We start from the raw sequence: 23,066 nt of genomic DNA, 5'->3' as shown, positions 1-23,066 counted from the left end.
CCCAACGACCCGGCCCGCTCGGGGGAAACGTGAGTGCGGGCCGCCCGGTGGGCAGAACAGAGGGAGAGGACCGCCCGGCGGCCGCGGCCGGGACGCCGCGCGCCCCTCCCTCGGCGTCCGTCCTCATGAGCCGCGGGAGGCGACACGTGTCGAGCGCAGCCGAGCAGGAGGCGGTACAGGACCCGGCGGATCGGCCGGCGGCCGCCGGGGAGCGGGGCCCCCGCGCGCGGGCCGGGGCCCCCGCCGTGTGGCCCGGAGCCCCGACGCCGCTGGGGGCGCGCTTCCGGGCGGGCCCCGACGGGGTGGAGGGGACCAACTTCGCGCTGTGGGCGGGCGGGGCCGAGGCGGTCGAGGTGTGCCTGTTCGACGAGCGGGGCGCGGAGACCCGCTGCCCGCTGACCGAGCTGACCCACGAGATCTGGCATGGTTTCGTGCCCGGCGTGCGGCCCGGCCACCGCTACGGCTACCGGGTGCACGGCCGCTGGGACCCGTGGACGGGGGCCCGCTGGAACGCGGCCAAGCTGCTCCTGGACCCGTACGCCCGCGCGGTCGACGGAACGTTCACCCTGCCGCCCGAGGTCTACGGGCACGTCCGGGACTGGCCCCAGCAGCACGTCGCCGACACCGTGCGCGACGAGCGGGACTCCGCGCCCTTCGTGCCCAAGGGCGTCGTCGTCCATGACGACGACGACTGGGCGGATGACCGCCGTCCCAAGACGCCGTGGGCGGACTCGGTCATCTACGAACTCCACGTGCGCGGCTTCACCCGGCTCCACCCGGACGTCCCGCCCGCGCTGCGCGGCACCTACGCCGGGCTCGGGCACCCGGCCGCGATCGAGCACCTGACGCGGCTCGGGGTGACGGCGGTGGAGCTGCTGCCGGTGCACCAGTTCGCCCACGAGGACCACCTGCTCCGGCGCGGCCTGCGCAACTACTGGGGCTACAACTCCATCGGGTACTTCGCCCCGCACGCCGACTACTCCGCCTCCGGCACGGCCGGCGGCCAGGTCGGCGAGTTCAAGCGGATGGTCCGCGCGCTGCACGCCGCCGGGATCGAGGTGATCCTCGACGTCGTCTACAACCACACGGCGGAGGCCGGCGAGCTGGGCCCGACGCTCTCCCTGCGCGGCATCGACAACCGGGGCCACTACCGCCTCCAGGACGACCCCCGCCGCTACGCCGACTACACCGGCTGCGGCAACACCCTGAACGTCGTCCAGCCCCATGTGCTGCGGCTCATCACCGACTCGCTGCGCTACTGGGTCACCGAGATGGGCGTCGACGGCTTCCGCTTCGACCTGGCGGCGGCGCTGGCCCGCTCGATGCACGACGTGGACATGCTCTCCCCGTTCCTCGCGGTGATCGCCCAGGACCCGGTGCTCCGGAGGGTCAAGCTCATCGCCGAGCCGTGGGACGTCGGCGACGGCGGCTACCGGGTCGGGGCGTTCCCGCCCCTGTGGGCCGAGTGGAACGACCGCTACCGCGACGCCGTGCGCGACTTCTGGCGCGGCGCGCTCCCCGACGTACGGGACCTCGGCTACCGGCTGACCGGCTCCAGCGACCTGTACGCCTGGGGCGGCCGCCGCCCGTACGCCTCGGTCAACTTCGTCACCGCGCACGACGGCTTCACCCTGCGCGACCTGGTCAGCTACGAGCGCAAGCACAACGAGGCCAACGGCGAGGGCGGCCGGGACGGGACCGACGACAACCGGGCGTGGAACTGCGGGGCGGAGGGCGAGAGCGGCGACCCGCGGGTGGACGCGCTGCGCCGCCGCCAGCTCCGCAACCTGCTGGCCACCCTCCTCCTCTCCACCGGGGTGCCGATGCTGGTGGCGGGCGACGAGATGGGCCGTACGCAGGGCGGCAACAACAACGCCTACTGCCAGGACAACGAGACCGGCTGGCTGGACTGGTCGCTGCTCGCGCGACCCGAGTGGCGGGAGCTGACCGCGCTGACGGCCCGGCTGCTGCGGCTGCGGCGCGCCCATCCGGTGCTGCGCCGCCGGGCCTTCTTCACCGGCCGGGCCCAGGCCCCGGACGGGCTGCGGGACCTGGCGTGGTTCACCCGCGAGGGCCGGGAGATGACGGAGGCGGACTGGTACGCGCCGACCGCCACGCTCGGCCTGTACCTCTCGGGGCGGGACATCCCGGGGCGGGACGCCCGCGGCGAGCCGGTCATCGGCGACAGCTTCCTGGCGGTGCTGCACGCGGGCGCGGAGCCGACCGGCTTCACCCTGCCCGGAGCCCCGTGGGCCGCCCGCTACGAACTGGTCCTGGACACCGCGCGGGAGGACCAGGCGGAGGCCCCCGGCACGGGGTGCGAGGGCGGCGCGGAGCTGGCCGTGCCCGCCCGTTCGGTCCAGCTCCTGCGCGTCGTGGCGTGAGCGGGGGCCGGACGGCCGGGGAGGGGGCGCGCGGCGAAAATCGCGGGCCTGACGCCCGCGGCGAAACGTAGGGTCGGCCCTGATGCCCGAGAAGCCTGCTGAGCACACGGACCGGTCCGCCGTGCGCTCCCTCCTGCGCCTGTGGCCCTATGTCCGCCCGGTACGGGTACGCCTGTTCAGCGCCGCCTTCGTGGCGGTCCTGGCGTCCTGCCTGGGGCTGGTGATCCCGCTGGTGCTGAAGTGGATGGTGGACGGCCCCGTCGCCGACCGCGATCCGGCCGGGGTCTGGCGGGGGGCGCTGCTCCTGCTGCTGCTCGGCGTCGCGGAGGCCCTGCTGTTCGGGTTCCGGCGCTGGCTGGTGGCGCGTCCGCTGGCGGGGGTCGAGGCGTCGATGCGGGCCGCCCTCCACCACCGGCTCCAGCGGCTGCCGGTCGCGTTCCACGACCGGTGGGCGTCCGGCCAGTTGCTGTCGCGCGGGACCACGGACCTGATGCTGCTGCGGCTGTTCCTGGCGTTCCCGCTGACCTTCCTGTTCGTCAACGCGACGACGATCCTCGTCGGGTTCGTCCTGCTGTTCGCCCAGGACTGGACGCTCGGGCTGGTGCTGCTGGCGCCCGCGCTGCCGCTGATGGTCCTGTGCTCGCTGTTCGAGACGCGGTACTCGCTGGTCGCGCGCCGGGCCCAGGACCAGGTGGGCGACCTCACCACGGTCGTCGAGGAGAGCGTCCTCGGCATCCGCGTCATCAAGGGGTTCGGCCGCCACCGCAGCCAGGCGCACGCCTTCAGGGAGCTGTCGCGGCGGCTGCGCACCACGGAGCTGGGCAAGGCCCGGCTGCTCGCGGGGATCTGGGCGCTCATCACCGCCGTCCCCGAGCTGGCGATCGGCGCGGCGCTGGTCCTCGGCGCCGTCCAGGTGGCCGACGGCGCGCTGTCGGCGGGCACGCTGGTCGCCTTCCTCTCCACGGCGCTGGCGCTGCGCTGGCCGGTGGAGTCGATCGGCTTCCTGCTGGCGATCAGCCAGGAGGCCGCGACCGCGACCGACCGCTACTTCGAGGTGATGGACGAGGCGGAGGAGCCCGCGGCCCCGGTGGTCCGCGCGGACGCGCCCGCCACCGCCGACGGGATGGTGTTCGAGGGCGTGGCGTTCCGCTACCCGGACGCGGACCCGGACTCCGCGCCGGTCCTGGCCCGCGTCGACCTGCACGTGCGGCCGGGCGAGACGATGGCCCTGGTGGGCGGCACCGGGTCGGGCAAGACGACGCTCACCGCGCTGGTGCCCCGGCTGCACGAGGTGACCTGCGGGCGGATCACCCTGGACGGCGAGGACATCGCCGCGATGGAGCGCTCCCGACTGCGGGAGCTGGTGTCGGTGGCCTTCGAGGAGCCCACGCTGTTCTCCACGACGGTCCGCGAGAACGTCCGGATGGGCGCGGTGGACGCGGACGAGGAACAGGTGCGCCGGGCCCTCGCGGTGGCGCAGGCCGACTTCGTGCACGACCTGCCGCAGGGCCTGGACACCGAGGTCGGGGAGCAGGGCCTGAGCCTGTCCGGCGGCCAGCGCCAGCGCCTGGCGCTGGCCCGTGCCGTGGTCGGCGATCCGCGCTTCCTCGTGCTGGACGACCCGCTCTCCGCGCTGGACGTGCACACGGAGACGCTGGTGGAGGCGGCGCTGCGGCAGGTCCTGGCGGGGACGACGGCCCTGGTCGTGGCGCACCGCCCCTCGACCGTGCTGCTCGCGGACCGGGTGGCGCTGCTGTCCGGGGGCCGGATCGCCGCGGTCGGCACCCATCAGGAGCTGCTGCGCGGCAACGCGGAGTACGCCTGGCTGATGTCGGGCGCGGAACCGGGCGGCCCGCCCGGCGCCCCGGCCCCGCCCGAGGGGGCCGGGGCCGCAGGTCCCGAAGAGGCCCGGTCCGCAGGTCCCGAGGGGTTTCGGCCCACCGGACCCGAGGAGACCCGGCCCGCCGGACCCGAGGGAGCCCGGCCCACCGGACCCGAGGAGCCGAAGCCCGCCCCTCCCGCCCCCGCCCAGCAGGTCCCCGCCGAGGAGAGCAGCACCCGATGACCACGACCGCCGACGGCCCCGCGCCCCCCGCCGCCGACCCGGCCGCGCCCGGACCGGGCGGCGACCCGTTCGACCGGGACGCGCTGCCCGCGCCGCCCGGCGCGACGCGCGCGCTGCTGCTCTCGCTGCTGGCCCCGATGCGCGGCCGGGTCGCGCTGGCGGCCCTGCTGATGGTGGTGCAGCAGGCGGCGATGCAGGCGGGGCCGCTGCTGGTGGCGTACGCGATCGACAGCGCGGTCCCGGCGTTCCGGGACCACGACCACGGGCCGCTGATCGCGGTGGCGGTGGGCTACGCCCTGTGCTCCACCGGCGCGGGCCTCCTCCAGTACGGCTTCATCCGGGCCGCCGCCCGGATCAACCAGGACGTGCTGCTCGACCTGCGCGGCCGGATCTTCCGCCACGCGCAGGCGCTGAGTGTGGACTTCCACGAGCGCTACACCTCGGGCCGGTTGATCTCGCGGTCCACGTCGGACGTGGAGTCGCTGCGGGAGCTGCTGAGCGAGGGGCTCCAGGAGCTGATCGGCGTGGTCCTCTCGTTCGTGTCGATCTCGCTGGTGCTGCTCTGGCTGGACCTGGGGATCGGGGCGATCGCCGCGCTCTCCTTCGTACCGCTGTACCTGCTGGTGCGGATGTACCGGCGGCGGGCGGCCGTCGCGTTCGGGGCCCGGTCGACGGCGATCGCCTCGGTGATCGTGAAGTTCGCGGAGACGATGAACGGCATCCGCCCGGTCCGGGCCTTCCGCCGGGAGCGGGCCAACGACGAGGTGTTCGCCGAGCTGAACGCCCGCCACGAGCGGCGGAACGGCGACGCGATGCTGGAGATGGCCCGCTACGTCGTCGGCTCCCGGCTGGTGGCCAACACGGCGGTCGCCGGCATGGTGCTGTACGGCGCGTACCGGGTGGCGTCGGGGACGCTGGCGCTCGGCGTGCTGGCGGCGGCCGTGCTGTACGTGCGGCGGCTGTACGACCCGATCGACCGGCTCGGCATGTTCCTCAACTCCTACGAGTCGGCGGCCGCGTCGCTGGAGAAGATCGCCGGCCTGCTGGCGCAGACGCCGACCGTCCCGGAGACGGCCGAGCCGAAGGAGCTGCCGCCCCGCTCCGGCGGAACGCCGGGCCGGGAGGTCGTGTTCGAGGGGGTGCGCTTCGCCTACCGCACGGGCGGCGAGGTGCTGCCCCGCTTCGACCTGCGCATCCCGGCGGGCCGTACGGTGGCGGTCGTCGGCTCGACGGGCGCGGGCAAGTCGACGCTGGCCAAACTGCTGGCCCGGTTCTACGACCCGACCGAGGGCCGGGTGCTGCTGGACGGCGTGGACCTGCGGGACCTGGACACGGCGGAGCTGCGCCGGGGCGTGGTGATGGTGACGCAGGAGGCGTTCCTGTTCTCCGGGACGGTCGCGGAGAACATCGCGATCGGCCGCCCGGACGCCTGCCGCGAGGAGGTCGAGCAGGCCGCCAAGGCGATCGGCGCGCACGACTTCATCGCCTCCCTGCCCGAGGGGTACGACACCGACGTGCGCAAGCGCGGCGGCCGGATCTCGGCGGGTCAGCGGCAGTTGGTGGCCTTCGCCCGCGCCCTGCTGGCGGACCCGGCGGTGCTCATCCTCGACGAGGCGACCAGCTCCCTGGACGTCCCCGGCGAGCGAGCGGTGCAGCGGGCCATGGACACGGTGCTGCACGGCCGTACGGCGGTGGTGATCGCGCACCGGCTGTCGACGGTGGAGATCGCGGACCGGGTGCTGGTGATGGAGCACGGCCGGATCGTGGAGGACGGCGCACCGGCCGAACTGATCGGCGGCGACGGCCGGTTCGCGGGGCTGCACCGGACGTGGAAGGACAGCCTGGTCTGAGGGCGGGGTGGGGGGCCGCGGTTCCGCGAGCCCTTCCGCGGGGTGACGAGCGCCGAGCGCGTACGCCCGCGTCATGAGCGCCGGGGGCGTTCCGTGGCGGTCGGTCGTGCCGACGATCCGCCGCCCGCCCGGCGAAGTGCCTGGGCGATGGCTGCGAGACGTCATCGTGGGTGGATCACGGTGGGGTGATACGGCGTCATGGACGGTCGCGGCGGGAGCGCCGCCGTCGTGCGGCGAAACGCGGTCAGGCGGGGGCCGCGTCGCGGTCGCCCACCTCTCGTGGTCCCGGTGGGTCGAGCCGGTGGTCGAGCGCGGCGCCCACCTCGGGGCAGTGTGCGCGGATGACGTCGAGGAAGGCGTGCAGGGCCGGGGAACGGTCCCGGTCCCGGAAGGACAGGACCAGATCGGGCAGGGGCGTGCGCGGGGTCACCTCGCAGAACCACGTGCCCCGTCGCGGGGCCGTCGCCATGCGGGAGGGTCCCAGGCCGACGCCCACCCCGCAGGCGGCGAGGCCGATGATGGTGTGGACGTCCCTCGCGACGGTCGCGCCGGCGAGCGCCGGGGAGTCCCTGCCCAACAGGGCCCGAAGCCCGGTGACGACGGCGGGCTCGTCCTCCCCCGGTGCGACGATCAGCGGCTGTTGCCGCAGCCGGTCCACATCCACCGACGGCCGGCCCGCGTACGGGTGCGTGCTGCTCACGACCGCGACCAGGTGGTCGTGGCCGATCGGGACCGATACCAGCCGCTCGGCCCCGACGCCCCGTGGCGGGCCGAGGCCGATCGCCACGTCCAGTTCGCCGGCGAGGAGTGCGGCCGTGCTGCGGTTGGTCGCCATCTCGTGCAGTTCCAGCCGCACGTCGGGCCGTTCGCGGCCGAACCGGCCGAGGACGTCCGGCAGAGGCGCCAGCAACGCCGAGGCGATGAACCCGAGGCGCAGCCGGCCCGTCTCGCCGCGCGCCGCCCTGGCCGCGTCGACCGAGGCCGCCTTCATCTCGTCGAGCGCCCTGCGCGCTCGGGAGAGGAAGGCCGTGCCCGCGGCCGTCGGGAACACCCCCTGGCGCGTGCGGTCGAACAGGCGGGCGCCCACCTCGCGTTCGAGGTCGGCGATCTGCTTGGACAGCGGAGGCTGCGCGATGCCCAGGGCGCCGGCCGCCCGGCCGAAGTGCTCGTGCTCGGCGAGGGCCAGTGCGTACCGCAGGTGCCGCGCCTCCATGCCCGCGTCAGCCTTCCCGTCATATCTCACAGGTATCGTCGGCCAGCTTGTCAGATCTTTCGGTGGATGTTCGGGGCCGGGTCGCGTGGAATGCGGCCATGACTGAACCCTCCTCCACGGACAGCGTCTTCGTCTTCGTGCACGGGGCCTGGCACGCCTCCTGGCAGTGGGCGGCGACGCAGCGCGCACTCGCCGCGCTCGGCGCCGCGAGCCTGGCCGTCGATCTGCCGGGGCACGGCTTCGACGCGCCGCTGCCCAGCGGATACCTTCAGCCGGGGCAGCCGGGCCTGCCGACCGAGAAGTCCGCGCTCGCCACCGTGACGATGGACGACTGCGCCGACGCCGTGCTCGACACGCTGCGCCGGACCCGCCGCCACCGTCGTGTCGTGCTCGTCGCCCACAGCGCCGGCGGCGGCCCCGCGTCACTGGCCGTCGAGCGGGCGCCCGAACTGGTCGACGAGATCGTCTACCTCTCGGCCTTCGTGCCCGTCGGGCGGCCGCACTTCTTCGACTATCTCGAAGCGCCCGAGAACGCCGCGGCACGAGGCCAGGACCTCGGCTTCGGCGACCCCGGCGCACTGGGCGCCGTTCGGATCAACCCGCTCTCACCGGAGCCCGCCTACGTCGAGGAGCTGCGGCAGGCCTACTACCACGACATCCCCCGGGGCCGCTTCGACCGCTGGCGCTCGGCGCTGAGCCCCGATCTGCCGCTGGCCATCCCCACCGCCCCGGTCATCGTGACCCCGCGGCGGTGGGGGCGCGTCCCGCGGACCTTCCTGCGCTGCGCGGACGACCGGGCGCTGACGGCAGCCGTGCAGGACCTGATGATCGCGGAAGCCGACCGGGCCATGCCCGACAACCCGTTCACCGTGCGCACCCTGCCGGGCAGCCACAGCCCGTTCGCCGCCCGGCCCCGCGAGCTCGCCGCGGCTCTGCTGCCGTGACCGGCGGCCGCCCGTGCCGCGGTGGTGCGCAGCGCCCCTTCCGCGCGGCCGGCCGACGTCCCTCGCTACTCGGGCCGCCACGTTGGGGGGGCCAGGGCCGGGCCGTACGGCCGTACGACCGGTCCTCGCCGGACGCACCCCGGCGCAGCCCCGCCCGCTCGCCCCGCCGGGCAGCCGTCCTCACCGCGGGCTCGGCGGCCGGCCCCGCCGCCGTACGGTCGCGCACGGGCGGCCCCGGCGCGCCGGGGCCGGTCCCGTTCGCGGTGCCGCGCGACGCGGCGGCCGGGGGCGCTCCGGGCGCGTTTGCGCGCACCGCGGGCCGGTCGGACGCTGGACCGAGGGGCTCGAACAGGCGCGGCCACCGGGCGCGCCGGCTCCCGCCGCGGAGGAGGCGACCGCGATGACCGTGGTCAAGGACATGCTCGCGACCTACCCGGCCGACGTCGGCGGCGTCGACCGCGACCGGCTCGCCCGCTGCGTCGAGGAGTGCATGGTCTGCGCGCAGGCGTGCACCGCGTGCGCGGACGCCTGCCTGTCCGAGCCGATGGTGGGCGACCTCACCCGGTGCGTCCGCACCGACCTGGACTGCGCGGACGTCTGCGCCGCCACCGTCGCCGTGCTCTCCCGCCGCACCGGCTACGACCCCGACGTGACCCGCGCGCTCGTCCAGGCGTGCGCGCGGGCCTGCGCGGCGTGCGCCGACGAGTGCGCGTCCCACGCCGACCGGCACGCGCACTGCCGTGTCTGCGCCGACGTCTGCCGCTCCTGCGAGCAGGCGTGCGGCGAACTCCTGCGCGTACTCGCCTGAGCGCCGGTCGTCCCCGCGCGACCGGCGCGGCGAGGGCCGGCGGTCACTCGGCCGCCACGGGCTCCGCCCGTTCGGCCGGGAGGTCGCGGATGCCCAGGCGCAGGTGCTCCACGTGGTGGAGGGCCTGGTCCAGCAGTTCGGCGACGTGGTGGTCGTGGAGCGCGTAGACGATCGAGCGCCCGTGGCGCTCCCCGGTCACCAGCCCGAGGTTGCGCAGGACGCGCAACTGGTGGGAACAGGCGGAGGCCTCCATCCCGGCCGCGTCGGCGAGGTCGCCGACCGAGCAGGGGCTCTCGCGGAGGCGGGCCAGGATGTACAGCCGCGACGGGGTGGCGAGGGCCTGGAGGGTGGCGGCGACGTCGGCGGTGCCGACCGCGTCGAGACGTTCGCGGATGGTCGCGCTGCCGGCAGTGTCCGATCCGTGGCCCATACGGACATCATACGCACGACACATGAAGACCTGTTCATCTGTTCCTGTATGGTGGGACGCGTCCTCCCGTCCGCCCGCGAAGGGTCGTCCCGTCATGCCTTCCGTCCTGGACCAGCGGCCCGTGCCCTCCGCCGCCGGACCGCGTCCGGCGCCGCCGCGCCGGCGTACGCGGGTCCTGGCGCTGCCACGGGCCCGGTGGGCGCTGGCCTCGCTGACGCTGTTCCTGACCGCCCTCCCGCTGGACCTGCTCGGCGCCCCGGCCTGGCTGTGGGCTCCGCTGTACGCCGGGGTCTACGCCACCGGCGGCTGGGAGCCCGGCCGGGAGGGCCTGAAGGCCCTGCGGGAGAGGACCCTGGACGTGGACCTGCTGATGGTGGTCGCCGCGCTCGGCGCCGCCGCCATCGGCCAGGTCCTGGACGGGGCACTGCTGATCGTCATCTTCGCCACGTCCGGCGCGCTGGAGGCGGTCGCGACCGCCCGGACCGCGGACTCGGTGCGCGGCCTGCTCGACCTCGCGCCGACGACCGCCGCCCGGCTCCGGCCGGACGGCGGGGAGGAGACCGTGCCGGCCGGCTCCCTGGCCGTCGGCGACACGGTCCTGGTGCGGCCCGGCGAGCGGATCGGCGCCGACGGCCGGGTGCTCGACGGAGCCGGCGACGTCGACCAGGCCACCATCACCGGCGAGCCGCTGCCGGTGGCCAAGCGGCCCGGGGACGAGGTGTTCGCCGGCACGGTGAACGGCGCCGGCGTCCTGCGGGTGCGGGTCGATCGCGACCCGGCGGACTCGGTGATCGCCCGCATCGTGAAGATGGTCGAGGAGGCGTCCGAGACCAAGGCCCCCACCCAGATGTTCATCGAGAAGGTCGAGCAGCGGTACTCCCTCGGCATGGTGGTGGCGACCCTCGCCGTCTTCGCGGTCCCGCTCGCCTTCGGCTCCGCGCTCCAGCCCGCCCTGCTCCGTGCGATGACGTTCATGATCGTCGCCTCGCCGTGCGCGGTGGTGCTCTCCACCATGCCGCCGCTGCTGTCCGCGATCGCCAACGCCGGGCGGCACGGCGTCCTCGCGAAGTCCGCCGTCGTCATGGAGCGCCTGGGCCGCGTCGACACCGTCGCCCTGGACAAGACCGGCACCCTCACCGAAGGGACCCCGAGGGTCACCCGCATCCGGCCCACGACCGGGTCGGGCCTCGACGAGGACGGGCTGCTGGCCCTCGCCGCGGCGGCCGAGCACCCCAGCGAGCACCCCCTCGGCCGCGCGGTCGTCCGGGCGGCCCGCGAACGCGGCCTCGCCCTCGCCGGGGCGACCGGCTTCGCCTCCTCCCCCGGCGCCGGCGTCACCGCCACCGTCGACGGCCGCACCGTCCAGGTCGGCTCCCCGGCCCGCCTCGCCCCCGCCGGCGGGCCGGAGGCCGGCGGCGCGGTCCGGGCGTTCGAGGACGAGGGCCTCACCGCGGTCCTGGTCCTGCGCGACGGCACGGCGGTCGGCGTGCTGGGCCTCGCCGACCGCCCGCGCCCGGACGCGAGGGCGACGGTGGCAGCGCTCACCCGGCTGACCGGCCGGACGCCGGTCCTGCTGACGGGCGACAACGAGCGCGCCGCCCGCCGCCTGGCCGCCGAGGTCGGCATCGCGGACGTCCGCGCCGGCCTGCTCCCGCAGGACAAGGCGGCCGCGGTCAGGCGGTGGGAGGCGGAGGGCCGCCGGGTGCTGGTGGTCGGCGACGGCGTCAACGACGCCCCCGCGCTGGCCGCCGCGCACGTCGGCGTCGCGATGGGCGAGGCCGGCTCCGACCTCGCCCTGGAGACCGCCGACGCCGTGGTCGTACGCGACGAACTCGCCACCCTCCCCGCCGCCGTGGCCCTCTCCCGCGCGGCCCGCCGCCTGGTCGTGCAGAACCTGGCGATCGCCGGGGCCTTCATCACCGCGCTGGTGGCCTGGGACCTGATCGGCACGCTCCCGCTGCCGCTCGGCGTCGCCGGCCACGAGGGCTCCACCGTCCTCGTCGGCCTCAACGGCCTGCGCCTGCTGCGCGAGCGCGCCTGGCCGGGGCCGTTCGGCGAGGACCCCGCGTAGGGGCGCGCGTCCGGCGCGTCCGGGGCGTTCGCGGGGGCGCGGCGGCCGGGTCGGACCGGTGGATTCCGGCAACGGGATCTGGCCAGAGCGCGGCTCCGTCTCATCAGGTGGTCCGCGCCGCCCCGCACGCCCGCGGCGGGCGCGCGCCCGCCGCGGGCGGAACCGTCGAGCACCCGGCGGACGCCGGATCCCCCGGCAGCCGGTAACACCGCGGCAATGATCGGTGAAACGTCCGCTTAACGAACGTGACCTTTCCGGCAACGAACGAAAACCGGCCAACTTGTTGACGCGCTCCTGACAGGTGCGGTCATCTGCTGACACTCTTCACCCCGTTCTGCGCACCGCCTGCACCGCCCGGAAGCCCCTTCCAGGGCCGCCGGAACCCCCCTCGCAGAAGGAGTCCGCGTGAGATCCACGCCCAGCCGACGCGCCACCGCGTCCGGCGCTCTGATCGCCGCAGCCGCCCTCATCGCCGTCGCCGTCCCGTCCGGCGCCGCGACCGCCACCTCCGCCTCGGCCGCGCTCGGCGGCATCACCGCCGGCACGAAGGCCGATCCGGGCGCGCTGCCCGCCAAGCTCTCCCCCGCCCAGCGCGCCGAGCTGCTTCGCGAGGCGAACGCCACCCGCGCGGACACCGCCGAGCGACTGGGTCTCGGGGCCACCGAGAAGCTCGTCGTCCGCGACGTCGTCCAGGACCGCGACGGCACCACGCACACCCGCTACGAGCGCACCCTGGGTGGGCTCCCCGTCCTCGGCGGCGACCTGGTGGTCAAGGAGTCCCCGGCCGGCCGGACCGAGGGCGTCAGCAAGGCCTCCACCACGACCTCCGCGCAGTTGCGGGCCGTCGGGCTCACGGCCGACGTGACCCCGGCCGCCGCCGAGAAGCAGGCGCTCGGCGCGGCCAGGGCCGAGGGGTCGAAGGCGACCGAGGCGAGCCGCGCCCCGCGCAAGGTCGTCTGGCTGGGCGGCGGCGCGCCGCAGCTCGCGTACGAGACCGTGGTCGGCGGGCTCCAGCACGACGGCACCCCGAACGAGCTGCACGTGCTCACCGACGCCTCCTCCGGCGAGAAGCTGTACGAGTGGCAGGCCGTCCACAACGGCACGGGCAACACCCAGTACAACGGCCAGGTCACGTTGGGCACCGCGCCCTCGTACACGCTGACGGACACCACGCGCGGCAACCACAAGACGTACAACCTGAACCGGGGCTCCTCCGGCACCGGCACCCTGTTCTCCGGCCCGGACGACGTCTGGGGCGACGGCACCCCGCAGAACGCCGAGACGGCCGGCGCGGACGCCCACTACGGCGCGGCCGAGACGTGGGACTACTACAAGAGCGTCCACGGCCGCACCGGCATCCGGGGCGACGGCGTCGGCGCGTACTCCCGCGTCCACTACGGCAACAACTACGTCAACGCGTTCTGGACCGACAGCTGCTTCTGCATGACGTACGGCGACGGCAGCGGCAACGTCAAGCCGCTGACGTCCCTGGACGTGGCCGCCCACGAGATGACGCACGGCCTGACCTCGGTCACGGCCAAGCTGGTCTACAGCGGCGAGTCCGGCGGTCTCAACGAGGCCACCTCCGACATCTTCGCCGCGGGCGTGGAGTTCTACTCCAACACCACCCAGGACCCCGGCGACTACCTGGTCGGCGAGAAGATCGACATCCGCGGCGACGGCACCCCGCTGCGCTACATGGACAAGCCCTCCAAAGACGGCTCGTCCAAGGACGCCTGGTACTCGGGCATCGGCAACGTCGACGTCCACTACTCCTCGGGCCCGGCGAACCACTGGTTCTACCTGCTCTCCGAGGGCAGCGGCGCCAAGACCGTCAACGGCGTCTCCTACGACTCGCCGACCTCCGACGGGCTCCCGGTGACCGGCATCGGCCGCGACAAGGCGCTGCAGATCTGGTTCAAGGCGCTCACCACCAAGTTCACCTCCACGACCAACTACGCCGCCGCCCGCACCGGCACGCTGGCGGTCGCCAGTGAGCTGTACGGCGCCACGAGCCCCGAGTACGCCGCGGTGGCCCACGCCTGGGCCGGCGTCAACGTCGGGGCCCGCCCCGGCGGCGGCAACCCCGACCCGGGCGGCAAGGTCTTCGAGAACACCACCCCGGTCGCGATACCGGACGGCGGTGCGGCCGTCACCAGCGCGGTCACCGTCTCCGGCGTCACCGGCAACGCCCCCAGCACCCTCAAGGTCGGCGTGGACATCACCCACACCTGGCGCGGTGACCTGGTCATCGACCTGCTGGCCCCGGACGGCACCGCCTACCGGCTGAAGAACTCCTCCTCCGGCGACTCCGCGGACGACGTGGTGGCCACCTACACGGTCAACGCCTCCTCCGAGGTCGCCAACGGCGTCTGGAAGCTCCGCGTCCAGGACGTCGCGCTGCAGGACACCGGGCGCGTCAACAGCGTCAAGCTCACCTTCTGATCCCACCGGCTCACGGCCGGCGGGACCGCACACGGAACGGCCCGGAAGGGGGACGCGTCCCCTTCCGGGCCGTTCGCCATGGGCGGGCGGTCAGCGCAGCAGCACGCCCGACCCCTCCACCATCGTCTCGGCGGGCAGCGCGACCAGGCCCAGCTCGGCGCCGGAGGCCAGCAGCCGGTGCGCGGGCAGGACCCGCACGGTGTAGCCGTAGGGCCCGGTCCGCTCCAGGGTGAGCGGGCCCTCGTACAGCCAGCGGTCCTCCAGGTCCGGGCCGCCCGCCGGCTTCAGCGCGAAGGCCTGGGCTTCGGCGATGGCGTCGCCGGAGTCGACCCGGCCCGCGACCACCTGCACCTCCACGTCGTCCGGTTCCAGGCCGCCGAGCGCGACCCGCACCCGCAGCGCCAGGGTCCCGCCCAGCTCGGCCGTGGCGCCCGCGGCGGTCTCGGCGACGGACTCCACGTGGTCGACGGAGACGTCGGGCCAGGCCGCCCGGACCCTCGCCTTCCACTGGGCGAGCGCCCGCGCGGCCGCCGGCTCCAGGGCCCGCCGGGACCGCGCGGCCGGGGCGTACAGCCGCTCCACGTACTCGCGCACCATCCGCCCCGCGAGCACCTTGGGCCCCAGCGTGGCGAGGGTGGACCGGACCATCTCGATCCACCGGTCGGGCAGGCCCTCGGCCCCCCGGTCGTAGAAGCGCGGGGCGACCCGGTCCTCGATCAGGGCGTACAGGGCGCCCGCCTCCAGCTCGTCGCGCCGGTCCTCGTCGACCGCCGAGCCGTCGGCCGTGGGGATCTCCCAGCCGAAGTCCGGGTGGAACCACTCGTCCCACCAGCCGTCGCGCACCGACAGGTTGAGGCAGCCGTTCAGGGCCGCCTTCATCCCGCTGGTGCCGCACGCCTCCAGCGGCCGCAGCGGGTTGTTGAGCCAGACGTCGCAGCCCGGATAGAGCTTCTGCGCCATGCCCATGCCGTAGTCCGGCAGGAAGACGATGCGGTGGCGCACCCGCGGGTCGTCCGCGAACCGCACCAGCTCCTGCACCAGCCGCTTGCCGCCGTCGTCGGCCGGGTGCGCCTTGCCCGCGACGACGATCTGGACCGGCCGCTCGGGGTGCAGCAGCAGGGCGCGCAGCCGGTCGCGGTCGCGCAGCATCAGCGTGAGCCGCTTGTACGAGGGGACCCGGCGGGCGAAGCCGATGGTCAGGACGTCCGGGTCCAGGACGTCGTCGATCCAGCCCAGCTCCGCGGCGCCCGCCCCGCGCGTGCGCCAGGAGGCGTGGAGCCGGCGGCGGACCTCGGTGACCAGTCGGCCGCGCAGGCTCCGGCGCAGCTCCCAGATCTCCCGGTCCCCGACGCCGCTCAGCGCCTCCCGGCAGCGCGGCGTGCCGCTCCGCGCGGTGGCGGGGCCCTCGTCCGCCGCGGCGCCCGCGAGCGCCTGGCGGGCGCGCTCCTCGCCGAGCCGGAACACCTCGGGGGCGACCCAGGTCGGCGCGTGCACCCCGTTGGTGACGGAGGTGATCGGCACCTCGGCGGGGTCGAATCCGGGCCACAGGCCGGAGAACATCTCGCGGCTGACCGCCCCGTGCAGGGTGGAGACGCCGTTGGCGCGCTGGGCGAGCCGGAGCCCCATCACCGCCATGTTGAAGACCTCCGGCTCCCCGCCGGGGTAGGTCTCGGCGCCCAGCCGCAGGATCCTCTCGGCGGCGACGCCGGGCAGCTCGGCGTCCTCGCCGAAGTGGCGGGCCACCAACTGCCGGTCGAAGCGGTCTATCCCGGCGGGCACCGGGGTGTGGGTGGTGAAGACGGTCCCGGCCCGGACGGTCTCCAGGGCGGCGTCGAAGTCGAGGCCGTCGGCGGCCAGCTCCCGGATGCGCTCCAGGCCGAGGAAGCCGGCGTGGCCCTCGTTGGTGTGGAAGACCTCCGGCTCCGGGGAGCCGGTCAGCCGGCACCAGGTGCGCACGGCGCGCACCCCGCCGATGCCGAGCAGCATCTCCTGGAGGAGCCGGTGGTCGCTGCCGCCGCCGTAGAGGCGGTCGGTGACGTCGCGTTCGCCCGGCGCGTTCTCCTCGACGTCGGAGTCGAGCAGGAGCAGCGGGACGCGGCCGACGCGGGCCAGCCAGACGCAGGCGTGCAGCGAGCGCCCGCCGGGCAGGGCGAGCACCACCCGCGCGGGGGCGCCGTCGGCCTCCCGGACCAGGTCGAGCGGGAGTTCGTGGGGGTCCAGGACGGGATAGTGCTCCTGCTGCCAGCCCTCGCGGGAGAGGGTCTGGCGGAAGTAGCCGTGCCGGTAGAGCAGGCCGACGCCGACGAGCGGGACGCCGAGGTCGCTGGCGGCCTTGAGGTGGTCCCCGGCCAGGATGCCGAGGCCGCCGCTGTACTGGGGCAGGGCCGCGGTGACGCCGAACTCGGGCGAGAAGTAGGCGACGGCCGCGGGCAGTTCGGCCCCGACGGCCCGCTGCTCCTGGTACCAGCGGGGGCCTTCCAGGTACTCCCGCAGGTCGGCTGAGGCGCGGGCGAGGCGCTGGAGGTACTGCTCGTCCCGCGCCAGCTCGGCCAACCGCCCGGCGGACAGGGAGCCGAGCAGGCGTACGGGGTCGGCGTCCGCGGGCGGCCGGCCCTCGGGGTCGGCCGCCCGGAAGAGGTCGCGGGTCTCGGGGTGCCAGGACCAGCGCAGGTTGTGCGCGAGGTCGTGGAGGGGTCGCAGGGGTTCGGGGAGGACAGGACGCACGGTGAATCGACGAATGGCCTTCACGTACTCCACCTTTACAGGGGACTTGCGCATCCGAGCGGACGCACCACGGGGTGCGCCCCTTCCGTCACCCTCGACGGTAGCGGTCGCCCCCGGCCCCGGACCACGGCGCGCGGACGGCTCGCGGAGGCCGGGGCGCTGTCGGCGCGCGCCTCCCCCCAGGAGCCACGGGCGCCCCGTGCGCCCCCTCCCGTCACACGGCTCACCTGGGGGTTTGGCCGATTCCCCTCCGTACGCGGCCTTGTGGACCTCTGCGGCACAGGGAAGGCTGCCGTGTGACGGCGCGGAACGGGTACCCGGAACCCGTGGCGGCGTCTCGGGAGCGGCACGCCCGCCGGAGCGTGCGCCGCGCGCGACGGCTCCCGAGGTCCGACGACGGCCGGGCAGTCGGCCCAGCGCCGGATTCTCCGCCCGCGAACGCGGGGAAGGCTTCCCGCGGACGCGGTCCGCCCCCCGGCCCCGCGCACGCCCTTCACGCGTCGGAAACACACGTGAAACCCCCGCGACCCACCCATTCGAGTGCCATTCGAGTGAATGCGGACAGGAGCGGCCATGCCCACAGCCCGTCAGCAGTCGGCCGAGCAGTTACAAAGGACCGATCCCCATCATCGCGGCACGCGCGGTCGGTCCTCCGCGCCCCCGCCTCCCCCCGCGCAGACCGAACTCCTCCGGCCCCCAGGTGATTCCATGATCGGTCGTATTCCCGTGCTCGACGTCCGCCCCCTCGTCGACTGCGGCAGACGGGCGGCGAAGGCCGTCGTGGGCGAGGTCTTCCAGGTCACCGCCACCGTCTTCCGGGAAGGCCACGACGCGGTCGCGGCCAACGTCGTGCTGCGGGACCCGAGCGGGCGGGTCGGGCCGTGGACCCCGATGCGCGAGCTGGCGCCGGGGACGGACCGGTGGGGGGCCGAGGTCGCCCTGGGCTCCGAGGGGCGCTGGACGTACACGGTGGAGGCGTGGAGCGATCCGGTCGCCACCTGGCGGCGCCACGCCGCGATCAAGATTCCGGCGGGCATCGACACCGACCTGGTGCTGGCCGAGGGCGCGGCCCTGCTGGAGCGGGCCGCGGCCGGCGTGCCGAAGAAGAACGGGCGCGAGGCGGTGCTCGCCGCGGTGGACGCGCTGCGCGACGCCGCCCATCCGCCGCAGGCCCGGCTGGACGCCGCCCTGACCCCGGCGGCTGAGGCCGTCCTCGCCCGCCACCCGCTGCGCGAACTGGTCACCCGGTCCAAGCCGCTGGCGGTGCGCGTGGAGCGGCAGCGGGCGCTGTACGGGGCCTGGTACGAGCTGTTCCCGCGCTCGGAGGGGGCCCGGCGGGTGCCGGTGGACCCCTCCGACACCCGGCCCGACGCGCCGACCCGGCTGGTGGGCGGGACCTTCCGGACGGCCGCCGAGCGGCTGCCCGCGGTCGCGGCCATGGGCTTCGACGTGGTGTACCTGCCGCCGATCCACCCCATCGGCGCCACGCACCGCAAGGGCCCGGACAACAGCCTGACGGCCGGGGAGCACGATCCGGGGGTGCCGTGGGCGATCGGCTCGCCGGAGGGCGGGCACGACGCGGTCCACCCGGAGCTGGGGACGCTGGAGGACTTCGACCACTTCGTGGCGACCGCCCGCGACCTGCGGATGGAGGTCGCGCTGGACTTCGCCCTCCAGTGCTCGCCGGACCACCCCTGGGTGAAGGAGCACCCGGAGTGGTTCCACCACCGGCCGGACGGCTCGATCGCGTACGCCGAGAACCCGCCGAAGAAGTACCAGGACATCTATCCGATCGCCTTCGACAAGGACATGCGCGGCCTGGTCGCCGAGTCCGTGCGCGTCCTGCGCTTCTGGATGGACCGCGGGGTGCGGATCTTCCGGGTGGACAACCCGCACACCAAGCCGGTGGTCTTCTGGGAGAAGGTCATCGCGGAGGTCAACGGGACCGACCCCGACGTGGTCTTCCTGGCGGAGGCGTTCACCCGCCCGGCGATGATGCACACGCTGGGCGCGATCGGCTTCCAGCAGTCGTACACGTACTTCACCTGGCGCAACACCAAGCGGGAGCTGACCGAGTACGTCACGGAGCTGGCCGGCGAGGCCGCCTCGTACATGCGGCCCAACTTCTTCGTGAACACCCCCGACATCCTTCCCGGATACCTCCAGGAGGGCGGCCGCCCGGCCTTCGAGGCACGGGCGGTGCTGGCCGCGACCCTCGCCCCGTCCTGGGGCGTGTACGCGGGGTTCGAGCTGTGCGAGAACACCCCGGCGGCGCCGGGGAGCGAGGAGTACCTGCACTCGGAGAAGTACGAACTGCGCCCGCGGGACTGGGAGTCGGCGGAGCGCGAGGGCCGCACGCTGACTCCCCTGATCACCGCGCTCAACCGCGTCCGACGCCGCAACCCCGCACTCCAGCAGTTGCGCGACGTCCACTTCCACCATGCCGACAATGAAGCGCTGATCGTGTACAGCAAGCGCTCCGGAGCGAACACCGTCCTGGTGGTCGTGAACCTCGACCCGCACCACACCCAGGAGGCCACGGTCTCGTTGGACATGGAGCGGCTCGGCCTCGCACGGCACGAGCGCGTACCGGTGCGCGACGAGCTCACCGGCGACACCTATCACTGGGGCAGGACCTTCTATGTGCGCCTGGAGCCGGGCACCGCGCCCGCGCACATCGCCGTCCTGCGACCGTCCCCGCCGACCGGAGGGTCACCCACACCATGATCGTCAATGAGCCCGTCCACGACACGTTCGAGGACACGCCCGCCAAGGACCGCGACCCCGACTGGTTCAAGCGCGCCGTCTTCTACGAGGTGCTCGTCCGGTCCTTCCAGGACTCCAACGGCGACGGCATCGGCGACCTCAAGGGCATCACCGCCAAGCTGGACTACCTCCAGTGGCTCGGCGTCGACTGCCTCTGGCTGCCGCCGTTCTTCAAGTCACCGCTGCGCGACGGCGGTTACGACGTCTCCGACTACACCGCCGTGCTGCCGGAGTTCGGCGACCTCGCCGACTTCGTGGAGTTCGTGGACGCCGCGCACCAGCGCGGTATGCGCGTGATCATCGACTTCGTCATGAACCACACGAGCGACCAGCACGAGTGGTTCCAGCAGTCCCGCAGCGATCCGGACGGCCCCTACGGGGACTACTACGTCTGGGCCGACGACGACAAGCAGTTCCAGGACGCCCGGATCATCTTCGTCGACACCGAGACGTCCAACTGGACCTTCGACCCGGTGCGCAAGCAGTACTACTGGCACCGCTTCTTCTCGCACCAGCCGGACCTCAACTACGAGAACCCGGCGGTCCAGGAGGAGATCCTGGCGGCCCTGCGCTTCTGGCTCGACCTGGGCATCGACGGCTTCCGGGTCGACGCGGTGCCCTACCTCTACCAGCGCGAGGGCACCAACTGCGAGAACCTCCCCGAGACCCACCACTTCCTCAAGCGGGTCCGCAAGGAGATCGACGCCAACTACCCGGACACGGTGCTCCTCGCCGAGGCCAACCAGTGGCCGGAGGACGTCGTCGACTACTTCGGCGACTACGAGGCCGGCGGCGACGAGTGCCACATGGCGTTCCACTTCCCGGTGATGCCGCGGATCTTCATGGCCGTGCGCCGGGAGAGCCGCTACCCGGTCTCCGAGATCCTGGCGAAGACCCCGGCGATCCCGAAGAACTGCCAGTGGGGCATCTTCCTGCGCAACCACGACGAGTTGACCCTCGAAATGGTCACGGACGAAGAGCGCGACTACATGTACGCGGAGTACGCCAAGGACCCGCGGATGCGCGCCAACATCGGCATCCGCCGGCGCCTGGCCCCGCTGCTGGACAACGACCGCAACCAGATCGAGCTGTTCACGGCCCTGCTGCTGTCGCTGCCCGGCTCCCCGATCCTCTACTACGGGGACGAGATCGGGATGGGCGACAACATCTGGCTGGGCGACCGGGACGCGGTGCGCACGCCCATGCAGTGGACGCCCGACCGCAACGCGGGCTTCTCCTCCAGCGATCCGGGGCGGCTCTACCTCCCCACGATCATGGACCCGGTCTACGGCTACCAGGTCGCCAACGTCGAGGCGTCGATGGCCTCGCCCTCCTCGCTGCTGCACTGGACCCGCCGGATGATCGAGATCCGGAAGCAGAACCCGGCGTTCGGCCTCGGCACGTACACCGAACTGCCCTCCTCCAACCCGGCGGTGCTCGCCTTCACCCGCGAGTACCGCGACGACCTCGTCCTGTGCGTGCACAACTTCTCGCGGTTCGCCCAGCCGACCGAACTGGACCTGCGGTCGTTCAACGGGCGGCATCCGGTGGAGTTGATCGGCGGGGTGCGCTTCCCGGCGATCGGGCAGTGGCCCTATCTGCTGACCCTGGCGGGCCACGGCTTCTACTGGTTCCGGCTGCGCAAGGACGCACCGCCGGCCTGATGCGGCGCACCACCCGTGCGGGACGGTTTCCCCCGCCCCGCACGGGGCACCCTGAAGCTGGCGGTGTCCGCCAGAGCGCTCACGGTTCCGCCGTTCGAGTCCGTCAGGACCCTCCTCACCCGACACGTCCCGCACAGCCGGACAGCCATTGCCGCAATCCGGGACACTCTTCGCATCCTGTGGTGTGCCCGGGGAAAGGACGCGATGCCATGTCGGAGGCTGCATCCCCTCACGTCGCCCTGGCCAAGAACTCGAGGATCGGCGCGAACCGCGACAGCACGCCGGACGGGCCCCTGCTCCCGTCCCTGGCCCCCCTGCTCCACGAATGGCTCCCCCGACAGCGGTGGTTCGCGGGCAAGGGGCAGCCGGTCACCGGCTTCCGCCTGGTCTCGGCCACCGAGATGCTTCCGCTGGAGGGCACGGCGGGTCCGGGACTGCTGCACCTGCTGCTGCGCGTCCGGCAGCCGGTGCGGGAGGACGGCCCGGCCGGCGACTGCTACCAGCTCCTCCTCGGTGCAAGAACGTCACTGCCCCCGCTGCCCGCCGGCGCCGTGGTCGGCCGGGTGGAGCGGGGCCCCCTGGCCGGGCGGACCGTCTACGACGCGCTGCACGACCCGCGCCTGGCCGGCCTCCTGCTGGAGCGCCTGCGCCGGCCGGGCGCCCTGGGCGCGCTCCGGTTCGAGCGGACCGCCGAGATCCCGGCCGGGCTGGCGCCCCGCGTGCTGGCGGCCGAGCAGTCCAACTCCTCGCTCGTCTACGGCGACGCGTACATCCTCAAGGTCTTCCGCCGGGTCTTCCCCGGCGCCAACCCGGACCTGGAACTGCCCCTGGCCCTCGCCCGCCAGGGGTGCGGCCGGGTGCCGGCCCCGGTCGCCTGGTTCGAGGCGCCCGGCCCCGAACCCCTCACCCTCGGCGTCCTCCAGCCCTTCCTGCACGGCGCGCGCGACGGCTGGCAGCTCGCGCTGGGCGCGCTCGCCGCGGGCCGCGACTTCCTGCCCGAGGCGCGGGCGCTGGGCCGGGCCACCGCCGAGGTGCACACCGCGCTCGCCGCTGCGCTGCCGGCCCCCGCGCTGCGCGGCCCGCAGACCCGGCAGCTCGCCGCCGAGATGACCCAGCGGCTGGAGGCCGCCGCCCAGGCGGTGCCCGCGCTCGTGCCGTACGTCCCCGGACTGCGCGCCGCGTTCGACGCGGTGGCCGACCTCGGGCGCCGGAGCGGCGGCCGGGCGCAGCAGCGGGTCCACGGGGATCTGCACCTGGGGCAGGCGCTCCGCTCCCCGGACGGCTTCTGGTCGCTGATCGACTTCGAGGGCGAACCGGCGCGGCCGCTGCCCGAGCGCCGCCGCCCCCAGCCCCCGGTGCGCGACATCGCGGGCATGTTGCGGTCCTTCGACTACGCGGCCCGCTCGCACCGCCCGTGGAACCCGGAGTGGGCGTCCCGCTGCCGCACCGCCTACTGCGAGGGCTACGCGCAGGCGTCGGGCGCCGATCCGCGCGCCGAACCGGAGCTGCTGCGCGCCCATGAGACCGACAAGGCGGTGTACGAGGTGCTGTACGAGGCCCGGCACCGCCCCGACTGGCTGCCGGTGCCGATGGCGGCCATCCAACGGCTGGCCCGGTCCGCGGCCGCCTGATGCGTCCGCGGCGGGCCGTCCACGCCCGCACCCCCTCCGTCCGTGCTTCTCCCCTTCACCCTCCGAGGAGG

Annotated in this window: 13 protein-coding genes; 10 read left to right on the top strand and 3 right to left on the bottom strand. The window is 74.4% G+C overall.

What is annotated here, in order from left to right; all coding sequences use genetic code 11:
• Positions 1-146 precede the first annotated feature (146 nt).
• The 3 genes from glgX (at position 147) to ACZ6EJ_RS19550 (ending at position 6,299) form a co-directional block, all read left to right on the top strand.
• Entirely contained in the window at positions 147-2,384 is a 2,238-nt protein-coding gene (gene glgX / locus ACZ6EJ_RS19560) for a glycogen debranching protein GlgX (RefSeq protein WP_469268613.1), read from the top strand.
• An 82-nt stretch (positions 2,385-2,466) separates the two neighbouring features.
• Positions 2,467-4,449 carry an ABC transporter ATP-binding protein gene (locus tag ACZ6EJ_RS19555; protein WP_469268611.1) on the top strand — a complete coding sequence of 661 codons (1,983 nt, stop codon included), beginning with the start codon at positions 2,467-2,469 and terminating at the stop codon, positions 4,447-4,449.
• On the top strand, positions 4,446-6,299 hold the full coding sequence (locus ACZ6EJ_RS19550; RefSeq protein ID WP_469268610.1) for an ABC transporter ATP-binding protein: 1,854 nt from the start codon (positions 4,446-4,448) through the stop codon (positions 6,297-6,299). The genes ACZ6EJ_RS19555 and ACZ6EJ_RS19550 overlap by 4 nt, the downstream gene beginning before the upstream one ends.
• A 244-nt stretch (positions 6,300-6,543) precedes the next feature.
• Here the strand turns inward: ACZ6EJ_RS19550 and ACZ6EJ_RS19545 are convergent, their stop codons facing one another.
• The gene (locus ACZ6EJ_RS19545; protein ID WP_469268609.1) at positions 6,544-7,512 is read right to left on the bottom strand and encodes a LysR family transcriptional regulator; all 969 of its coding nucleotides are present in this window, start codon (positions 7,510-7,512) and stop codon (positions 6,544-6,546) included.
• Positions 7,513-7,610: 98 nt separating this feature from the next.
• Between ACZ6EJ_RS19545 and ACZ6EJ_RS19540 the strand changes: the two genes are divergently transcribed.
• Together ACZ6EJ_RS19540 and ACZ6EJ_RS19535 are read left to right on the top strand one after the other, a co-directional pair.
• A complete protein-coding gene (locus ACZ6EJ_RS19540) occupies positions 7,611-8,456 on the top strand; it encodes an alpha/beta fold hydrolase (protein WP_469268607.1) in 846 nt (281 codons plus the stop codon).
• A gap of 400 nt (positions 8,457-8,856) precedes the next feature.
• On the top strand, positions 8,857-9,264 hold the full coding sequence (locus tag ACZ6EJ_RS19535) for a four-helix bundle copper-binding protein (RefSeq protein WP_469268605.1): 408 nt from the start codon (positions 8,857-8,859) through the stop codon (positions 9,262-9,264).
• Between the two features lie 43 nt (positions 9,265-9,307).
• Here the strand turns inward: ACZ6EJ_RS19535 and ACZ6EJ_RS19530 are convergent, their stop codons facing one another.
• Positions 9,308-9,694, bottom strand: a complete 387-nt coding sequence (locus ACZ6EJ_RS19530; RefSeq protein WP_469268604.1) for an ArsR/SmtB family transcription factor — start codon at positions 9,692-9,694, stop codon at positions 9,308-9,310.
• A gap of 94 nt (positions 9,695-9,788) precedes the next feature.
• On the opposite strand from ACZ6EJ_RS19530, the gene ACZ6EJ_RS19525 reads away from it, so the two are divergent.
• A complete protein-coding gene (locus ACZ6EJ_RS19525; RefSeq protein ID WP_469268602.1) occupies positions 9,789-11,765 on the top strand; it encodes a heavy metal translocating P-type ATPase in 1,977 nt (658 codons plus the stop codon).
• Between the two features lie 405 nt (positions 11,766-12,170).
• Positions 12,171-14,210 carry a M4 family metallopeptidase gene (locus ACZ6EJ_RS19520; protein WP_469268600.1) on the top strand — a complete coding sequence of 680 codons (2,040 nt, stop codon included), beginning with the start codon at positions 12,171-12,173 and terminating at the stop codon, positions 14,208-14,210.
• Positions 14,211-14,300: 90 nt separating this feature from the next.
• On the opposite strand, the gene glgP is transcribed toward ACZ6EJ_RS19520, so the two are convergent.
• Complete coding sequence (gene glgP, locus ACZ6EJ_RS19515; protein ID WP_469268598.1) at positions 14,301-16,958, bottom strand: alpha-glucan family phosphorylase; 2,658 nt, start codon at positions 16,956-16,958, stop codon at positions 14,301-14,303.
• 684 nt (positions 16,959-17,642) lie between these two features.
• On the opposite strand from glgP, the gene ACZ6EJ_RS19510 reads away from it, so the two are divergent.
• The 3 genes from ACZ6EJ_RS19510 to ACZ6EJ_RS19500 all read left to right on the top strand — a co-directional run bounded on the left by ACZ6EJ_RS19510 (position 17,643) and on the right by ACZ6EJ_RS19500 (position 22,995).
• Complete coding sequence (locus ACZ6EJ_RS19510; RefSeq protein ID WP_469268596.1) at positions 17,643-19,661, top strand: alpha-1,4-glucan--maltose-1-phosphate maltosyltransferase; 2,019 nt, start codon at positions 17,643-17,645, stop codon at positions 19,659-19,661.
• Positions 19,658-21,364: a maltose alpha-D-glucosyltransferase gene (treS, locus tag ACZ6EJ_RS19505; protein ID WP_469268594.1), complete on the top strand. Its 1,707-nt coding sequence runs from the start codon at positions 19,658-19,660 to the stop codon at positions 21,362-21,364. The genes ACZ6EJ_RS19510 and treS overlap by 4 nt, the downstream gene beginning before the upstream one ends.
• A 209-nt stretch (positions 21,365-21,573) precedes the next feature.
• Entirely contained in the window at positions 21,574-22,995 is a 1,422-nt protein-coding gene (locus tag ACZ6EJ_RS19500; RefSeq protein ID WP_469268593.1) for a maltokinase N-terminal cap-like domain-containing protein, read from the top strand.
• The last annotated feature ends 71 nt before the right edge of the window (positions 22,996-23,066 follow it).

It is taken from the genome of Streptomyces sp. NPDC041970 (genome assembly GCF_055588985.1).
The sequence above is the reverse complement of the archived record's forward strand: the minus strand, read 5'-3'. Positions and strand labels throughout refer to the sequence as shown.